Genomic DNA, 7,509 nt, shown 5'->3' with positions numbered 1-7,509 from the left:
CCCTGCGGGTCGAGCACGCCGGGTTTGAGGCTGACGTGGACACGAACTTTCATGAATGGGCCTTTCGCTTGCGCGCCTTTGCGCGCGCCTATGCCGCGAAGGAGCCGAGCATTCAAGCTGCTCGCGCGCTGCTGTGGTGGATGGTTAAGATCGTGACATATTAGGAACGGCTGTAACTATAGTGCAACAAGTGCAAGAATTCCGTCGCAATAGAGTGCCGCGGTGCCCCCCAAGCCGCGCCACTTTGCTATGCGGGTTGCGATTCAAAGACCGAATCTTTCCCTCCAAATGTCTGCGGTCGGATCGCCGCGGGCTCAAGCAGGACTACCCATCCATGACCATTCGCTCCACTGCCGCTCGCTTCCTTGGGACGAGCATGATTGCCATCGCGGCATTCGCTTCGCAGCCTGTCCTCGCCCAAGATGACGCATCCGACGATGCGGAAGCAGGCCAGCTCAACACCATTATCGTGACTGCCAACCGTCGCGAAGAGAACCTGCAGGACGTCGCTGTCTCCGCAGCGACGCTCGACGCCGACACGGTCAAGACGATCTTCGATTCGGGTGCCGAAGTGACCGCGCTTGCTGCGCGCGTGCCCGGTCTGTTCATCGAAAGCTCGAACGGTCGCGCCGCTCCGCGTTTCTACATCCGCGGCCTCGGCAACACCGACTTCGACCTGGCCGCCTCGCAGCCGGTTTCGGTGGTTATGGACGATATCGTGATGGAAAACGTCACGCTGAAGTCCTTCCCGATCTTCGATATCGAGCGGGTCGAAGTCCTTCGCGGACCCCAGGGCACGCTGTTCGGCCGCAACACTCCTGCCGGTATCGTCAAGATCGACACCGTGCGCCCGGGTGACGAGCTCGCCTTCCAGGGTTCGGCCAGCTACGGCACCTTCAATTCGCTCTCGCTTGAAGCGGGCCTGACCATTCCGATCGCACCCGGCATTGCTTCGTTGCGCGTTTCGGGGCTTTACCAGCACCGCGACAACTGGGTCGACAACGGCTTCACCGGCGAAGACGACGTGCTTGGCGGGTTCGACGAAGTCGCCGGCCGCGCGCAGTTGCTGCTCACGCCGACCGATGAGCTGAGCATCCTCAGCTCGGTCCAGTTCCGTGACCTGGACGGCACCTCGACGCTGTTCCGCGCCAACATCCTTGGCCCGGGCAACAACGACCTCAATGCCAACTACGACCGTGATACCGTGTTCTACGATGCCGGTGGCGGCAATGAGGCGGGCTACAAGGGCTTCATCACCTCGACCAAGATCGATTACGATTTTGGCGGCGCGACGCTGACCTCGATCACCGGTTGGGCCAACAGCAGCGGTTCGAGCCGCGGTGACATCGACGGCGGCAACCTCGTGACCGGTCCGGGCTTCATCCCGTTCCCGTCGGACACGCAGGACTCGATCGACCTCAACCAGTTCACCCAGGAAGTTCGCCTGGCCTCGGCCGACACGGGCACTTTCACCTGGCAGATCGGCGGCTACTACTTCAACAGCGGCTTCGACGTGACGACGGTCGGCTTCACTTTCCCGCCGCCAGTGACCGTCAACCACACCAACGAAAGTTGGGCGGTGTTCGGCCAGGGTACCTACAAGCTTAGCGATCGCGCCAAGCTGACCGCCGGCCTGCGCTACACCGACGACGAGAAGGACTTTGTCGTCCTGGCGGGTGCCGCACCGCAGCCGACCCATGTGGAAGACAGCCGCGTGAGCTGGGACCTCGCCGGTTTCTTCGACGTTTCGGATGACGCCAGCGTCTTCGCCCGTGTTGCCAGCGGCTTCCGCGCCCCGACCATCCAGGGCCGTGACGTTGCCTTCTTCTCGCCCCCGTCGGTTGCGACCAGCGAAAAGATCATGAGCTACGAAGTCGGCTTCAAGTCCGAGCTCGCCGATCGCCGCGTACGCCTCAACGGCGCGATCTACTACTACACGATCGAGGACCCGCAGTTCTCGGCCGTCGGTGGTGCGGGTAACCTCGTGCAGCTGGTCAACGCCGACAAGGGCCGCGGCTTCGGCTTCGAACTCGACAGCGCCTTCCAGATCACCCCCGACTTCCTGCTGACCGCCGGTGTCAGCTGGAACGACACGAAGATCCAGGACGACACGCTGGCCGTGGGCATCTGCGCACAGTGCACCGTGACCGACCCGACGGTCGTTCTGTCGGGCAACACCCGCGCGCTGGTGGACGGCAATCCGTTCCCCAACGCACCCGAGTGGATCGCCGACGTGACCGCGCGCTATGGCTTCCCGGTCGGCAATGACGGAGAGATCTTCTTCTTCACCGACTGGACCTATCAGGGGAAGACCAACTTCTTCCTCTACGAGAGCCGCGAATTCAACGCGAACAACCAGTTCGAAGGTGGCCTGCGGATCGGCTACGCCAAGCAGGACGGCAGCTTCGAGGTTGCAGCCTTCGTGCGCAACATCACCAATGCCGATAACGTCAAGGGCGGCATCGACTTCAACAACAACACCGCTTTCGTCAACGATCCGCGGATGTTCGGCATCTCGGCCCGCGTGAACTACTGATCACGCAAGCCTGAGTGCAAGGGACGAGGCCGGACCGCGAGGTCCGGCCTTTTTCATTTGGTATCGGGAACGACCTGGAACTCGACCGCCTTCGCCGGGTCGAGATAGGTCTGTGCCACGGCCTGCAGCTGTTCCGGCGTGATCGCGAGATAGCGATCCTTGGCGGTTACGAAGCGTTCGATATCGTCGGGCTGGCTTTGCGCGCGATCGACATAATCGATCCATCCGCCATTGCTCTTCAGTCGATTGTCGAGCGTTTCGATAATCGGCTGGCGTGCACGTTGCAGCAGGTCGGGGTCGATCGGCATGTCGCGGAGGCGGGCGACGGTGGCTAGGACCGCATCGCGCGAAGCCTCCAGGTCGTTTACGTCAACCTGACCACCCATGGTGAAGGTGCCGTAGCCATCCCAGACACTGGACTGGGCGCCGCCGACTTCGGGGCCGTAGGTCTTGCCCAGATCCTCGCGCAGCGTGTCGGTCAGCATGACCCGGGCCACCGAGGCCAGCAGGCTTAGCTGGCTGTTGAGTTCCCAGTCGTTGTCGTCGGTCGTCGGCCAGATGAACCGCAACAAGGCCTGGTCCTCTTCGCCACCATGCGTGATCACATGGGCTCTGCGATCGGCGGTGAAGCTGCGCGTGCGTTCACCCTGGTCATAGGGCCTGAAAGCGGCCTCGCGTGGCGGCAGCGCTCCCAGTGTGCGTGCTACCAGGTCGATCACCACCTGTTCTTCGAAATCGCCGACGATCCCGATTTCGACCGCGCCATGCGCCAATCGATCGCCAATGGTGTCCCTCAACACGTCGAAGTTCAGGGCCTGGTAGGCCTCGATCGGCTGGCGTGTGAAGCGCGGATCGTTGTCCGAAAGGATGGCATTGGCTGCCTCCGAGGCCGCCGAAGAGGGGGTTTTGCCCAGCCGCGCGAAGAAGGCAGGCAAACCCTGCCGCCACGATCCGAGCCCTTCCGGGCGATAGCCGGGATCGCTCAGCATGGCGGCGATCAGCTGGAGCTGCAGCTCGAGATCGCGCGGGGTAGTGGATGCCTCGAGACCGAAGCTGTCGTCACGCTCGCGGAACTGGCCGCCGATCGTCCGACCTGCGAGGATCGTCTGCAACTCGTCGAGACCATGCTTACCAAAGCCACCCATGGGCAGGAGGCTGGCGAGTTCGGTGCCCAGCGGGCTTTCGCGTGTTTCGAGCAGTCTGCCACCGTCCACGCTCAGGTCCACCCGGATCCTGTCGCGCTCCAGCTCGGTGGGCTTCAAATTGAGCATTACGCCATTGGCGAAGCGCAGCGTCCGGATTCCCAGATGTGCGGTCGTCGTGTCGGCGACCACGGTCCCCGGAGCGCCGAAATCGGTATAGGCCCATTCGGTCACAGCAGTGCTCGCCGCGGTATCGATGGGCATGGCGTAGGCAGTGTCCACCGCCGCGCGCAGCTCGGCCTCTCCGCCTTCGGGCGCGGTCTTGCCGGTGAACCGGATCAACGGGTTCTCGATCAGCGGCCAGTCTGCCTTGAGCACAGCCAACACCAGTTGCGGAGTGATCTGGCTTTCGAATCCTTCGAACAGTGCGAGTTGTTCCGCCGCACCATTGGGAACCATGTCGCCGCGTGCGGTGAGCAGGGCCGTCGACGCCCAGCCATCATTGCCGCGCGTCGCTTCCTGCGCAGCTGCCGTTTCGAATGAATTGCGGAAGTTGGCGAGCTGCTCTGCCACCTCGGCTTCGGTGAAGCCGCCCTGGATCGCGCGCCGGTATTCCATGATGGCCGCATCGAGGCCGCGTTTCCAGCCACCATCCTCGGTGACGACGGTGAGTTGGGTTGAACGAGAAATGTCGAGCGTATCGCCCAACCCCAGGTCGGCGCCGCGGAATGGGGGGATTTTCCTGCCGGGCGAGCCGCTGCAGGCGTCGGTCTACGATGCGTTCGCCAATCGAGCGCAGCAGGCTGCGCGCACGTTCGGATTTGGTGTCCGGGATTTCCACAAATGGAGCGTGACGGGACAGCGCCACCGATTCATCAAGCGCCGGATCGAGGTGGATATCGGTGGCTCCAGCGTAGGCCGGGTCGACCGGCCCTGCGGCTGGCTGTTCGGGCGAGGGCGCGGGACGCCAGTCGGCAAACCGTTCGCGAATCTTGCTTTCGACCTTTGCCGGATCGAAATCTCCAACCACGACCAGAACGGTCGAGGCCGGTACGTATTCCCTTTGCCAGAACGCCTTGAGGCCTGCCGCATCGGCGGCTTGCAACGTTTCCTGCGTGCCAATCGGCAGGCGATTGGCGATCCGGCCCTCGGGATAGCTGAAGGCCAGGCTGTCGATTAGGTTCTGCAGGGCATAGGTGTTGCGCACGCGGCGCTCGGACAGCACCACGCCCCGTTCGCGATCGACAGCTTCGGGTGCAAAGGTGAGTTCACTCGCGGTTTCGCGCATCAGCATCAGTGCGGTATCGAGCAATTCGTCATCGGTGCGCGGCAGGTCGAGCTTGTATTGCGTATAGTCGAAACTGGTCGAAGCATTGGTGTCGGCACCGAAGGCCAGGCCCAGCCGTTCAAGCAGCTTGACCATCTCCCCCTCGGGCACATTGGTCGATCCGTTGAACGCCATATGCTCGACGTAGTGGGCAAATCCCCTTTCATCGTCGCGTTCGTCAAGCGATCCGGCATGGACCAGCATGCGTACCAACGCGGTCCCCTCGGGCCGCTCACCCTTGCGCACGATATACCGCATGCCATTGTCGAGCTTGCCGAAAACCCAACCGTCTGCGGGTTGGATATCGCTATCGGTCAGATCCCAGTCTGCAGCATCCCAGCCCTGCGCTTCGGCTTGGGCGATGGTGGAGGTGGAGAGGAAAAGGGCGAAGGCAAAAGCACGGCGGGTCGTCATGGGCATAGTGGTGCCCTAGTCATGCCCAACTGACAACCCGATGAACCGGGCTTCCGCTGGCAGTTCGGTCTCCAAGCGGTATGTACAGGAAGATGAGCAAACTCAGCCTGGTCTACAATCCGCTGTCGGGCGGCTTTCATGAAGCGCACCTGGCGGTCTTTGTGGAGGCATTGAGCCAGGCCGGTTTCCAGGTCACGCCGATTGCGGATGCACGTGGAGACGTACTGCTTCAGACGGAAGCCGATATCGTCTGCATCTACGGCGGTGACGGGACGTTGCGCGATACCGTGGCGGCGCTGGGTGAGGATGCAGGTCGCATTCCCCTATGTATCGTACCATCGGGGACGATCAATCTCGTCGCGCGCGAGCTCGGCTATGTGCATGACCCGCAAGCATTCGTGCGAAAGCTTGTTCATGCATGGGAGGCAGGGCCGGATTCTTGGGTGAAGGCGCCGCTCTTTCGGCTGGGAAATACCCCTATCGTTTCCTGCCTTTCGATCGGGCCTGACAGTCGTGCCGTGGCGCAGGTGTCGGGGCCTCTCAAACAGCGTATCGGCCGGTTTGCCTATGTTGCGGCGTTGATGAAGCAATTGCCGAACTGGCCTCGGGAGGTCATTTCTTTGCGGGGCGAGTTGGTGACCGGGGAGCCATTCTCGGTCAGCGCGGAATCGGTGATCGTCTCGTCATCCGCGTACTTTGCCGGTCCCTTCCGGCTGAGCCCTGAGGCCAACCTCAGGGCGGCTTCGCTGGAGCTGGTTACCTTGGCGAAATCAACGCGTCTGAGTACGCTCGTTCTGGCCGGGTCGGCAGCTGCCGGCCTGCCGCTTGACAGGTATGGACTAGCAGAGATCCGCACCGTGCGGAGAATTGAGTTCGATCGCTGCGTGACGCCGATACAGGTGGATGGAGACCACATACCCGATTACGCCGGCTCGGTTGAACCGGCCGGCTTGACGTTGCGCTACGTCGTCTGATTACTTCTTCGGCTTGATCGAACTGCGCAGCCGTCCGCGGTGTGCATTCATGTCGAGCACTTCGCCTGGGCCGCTGTCGTCGTCCTGAAAGATGCCCAATCGCCGGGCGACTTCCTGATAGGCCTCGCTCTCGCCGCCGAGATCGCGACGGAAGCGGTCCTTGTCGAGCTTTTCGCCGGTGTTGATGTCCCACAGACGGCAGCCGTCTGGGCTGATCTCGTCGGCCAGGATCACACGGCTGTAATCGCCGTCCCAGATGCGGCCGAACTCCAGCTTGAAGTCGATCAGGCGGATGTCGATCGCGCTGAACATGCCGCACAGGAAATCGTTGATGCGGATCGCCATGCTCGAGATGTCCTGCATCTCTTCATGGCTGCACCAGTTGAAGCAGGCGATTTCTTCTTCCGAGACCAGCGGATCGCCCAGGCTGTCGTCCTTGTAGCAATATTCGAGCAGCGTGTGCGGCAGCAGTTCGCCTTCCTCGATACCGAGGCGGCGGCTAAGCGAGCCGGCGGCGACATTGCGCACGATCACTTCGAGTGGAATGATCTCGACCTGACGGATCAGCTGTTCGCGCATGTTCAGACGGCGGATGAAATGCGTCGGGATTCCGATGTGCGACAAGCGGGTGAACACGAACTCGCTGATGCGGTTGTTGATCACGCCCTTGCCGTTGATCGTGCCCTTCTTCTGGGCGTTGAAGGCGGTCGCGTCATCCTTGAAATACTGGATGATCGTGCCCGGTTCGGGGCCTTCGTAGAGGATCTTGGCCTTGCCTTCGTAGATCTGGCGGCGACGAGCCATGGGCGGGTATTCCTTCGCGCGTGAAAAGCTTGCGCCCCGGAAGGCGGAATCGACGGGCGATCGCGACTGCCGGGGCGGACGGCTTCGCCATACAGAAGCGGTGCGGCGAAAGCAATTGCGGCCGGGCGATGCGGTGGGTAGCGGGGCGCGCATGGATGGCCTCACCTTCCGCCGCCCCGCCTTCGCCGCGCAGCAGGATGATCTCGCCGCGCTCGCGCGCCAGTCGCGCATGCGCAGCCTGACGCGACCCGAAGGCGCCGACTTCTCTTCCAACGACTATCTCGCGCTGGCGGGCGATGCGCGGCTCAAGCA

6 protein-coding genes are annotated in these 7,509 nt (G+C 62.5%); 2 read left to right on the top strand and 4 right to left on the bottom strand.

The window, feature by feature from the left end; all coding sequences use genetic code 11:
• On the bottom strand, positions 1–53 hold a 53-nt coding region (locus AAFM29_RS02120), incomplete at its 3' end, for a phosphoribosylformylglycinamidine synthase subunit PurS (RefSeq protein WP_341711258.1).
• Positions 54–334: 281 nt separating this feature from the next.
• Here AAFM29_RS02120 and AAFM29_RS02115 point away from each other — a divergent pair.
• Positions 335–2,536 (top strand): TonB-dependent receptor domain-containing protein, encoded by a 2,202-nt coding sequence (locus AAFM29_RS02115; protein ID WP_341711177.1) that lies wholly within the window; start codon positions 335–337, stop codon positions 2,534–2,536.
• 53 nt (positions 2,537–2,589) lie between these two features.
• Here the strand turns inward: AAFM29_RS02115 and AAFM29_RS02110 are convergent, their stop codons facing one another.
• Entirely contained in the window at positions 2,590–4,296 is a 1,707-nt protein-coding gene (locus AAFM29_RS02110; RefSeq protein WP_341711176.1) for an insulinase family protein, read from the bottom strand.
• On the bottom strand, positions 4,178–5,419 hold the full coding sequence (locus tag AAFM29_RS02105) for a pitrilysin family protein (protein WP_341711175.1): 1,242 nt from the start codon (positions 5,417–5,419) through the stop codon (positions 4,178–4,180). The genes AAFM29_RS02110 and AAFM29_RS02105 overlap by 119 nt, the downstream gene beginning before the upstream one ends.
• Positions 5,420–5,511: 92 nt before the next feature.
• On the opposite strand from AAFM29_RS02105, the gene AAFM29_RS02100 reads away from it, so the two are divergent.
• Complete coding sequence (locus AAFM29_RS02100) at positions 5,512–6,393, top strand: diacylglycerol kinase family protein (protein WP_341711174.1); 882 nt, start codon at positions 5,512–5,514, stop codon at positions 6,391–6,393.
• Here AAFM29_RS02100 and purC read toward each other — a convergent pair whose 3' ends face one another.
• Positions 6,394–7,197: a phosphoribosylaminoimidazolesuccinocarboxamide synthase gene (gene purC, locus AAFM29_RS02095; protein ID WP_341711173.1), complete on the bottom strand. Its 804-nt coding sequence runs from the start codon at positions 7,195–7,197 to the stop codon at positions 6,394–6,396. It abuts the gene before it with no gap.
• Between the last annotated feature and the right edge of the window lie 312 nt (positions 7,198–7,509).

This window comes from Erythrobacter sp. (assembly GCF_038133525.1).
Lineage (GTDB): Bacteria > Pseudomonadota > Alphaproteobacteria > Sphingomonadales > Sphingomonadaceae > Qipengyuania.
Note: the sequence above shows the minus strand (reverse complement) of the source record. Positions and strands in the feature narration are given on the sequence as shown.

Coding starts and splice junctions, on each gene's coding strand:
- AAFM29_RS02115 (WP_341711177.1), top strand. CDS start 335: ATGACCATTCGCTCCACTGCCGCTCGCTTCCTTGGGACGAGCATGATT.
- AAFM29_RS02110 (WP_341711176.1), bottom strand. CDS start 4,296: ATGGAATACCGGCGCGCGATCCAGGGCGGCTTCACCGAAGCCGAGGTG.
- AAFM29_RS02105 (WP_341711175.1), bottom strand. CDS start 5,419: ATGACGACCCGCCGTGCTTTTGCCTTCGCCCTTTTCCTCTCCACCTCC.
- AAFM29_RS02100 (WP_341711174.1), top strand. CDS start 5,512: ATGAGCAAACTCAGCCTGGTCTACAATCCGCTGTCGGGCGGCTTTCAT.
- purC (WP_341711173.1), bottom strand. CDS start 7,197: ATGGCTCGTCGCCGCCAGATCTACGAAGGCAAGGCCAAGATCCTCTAC.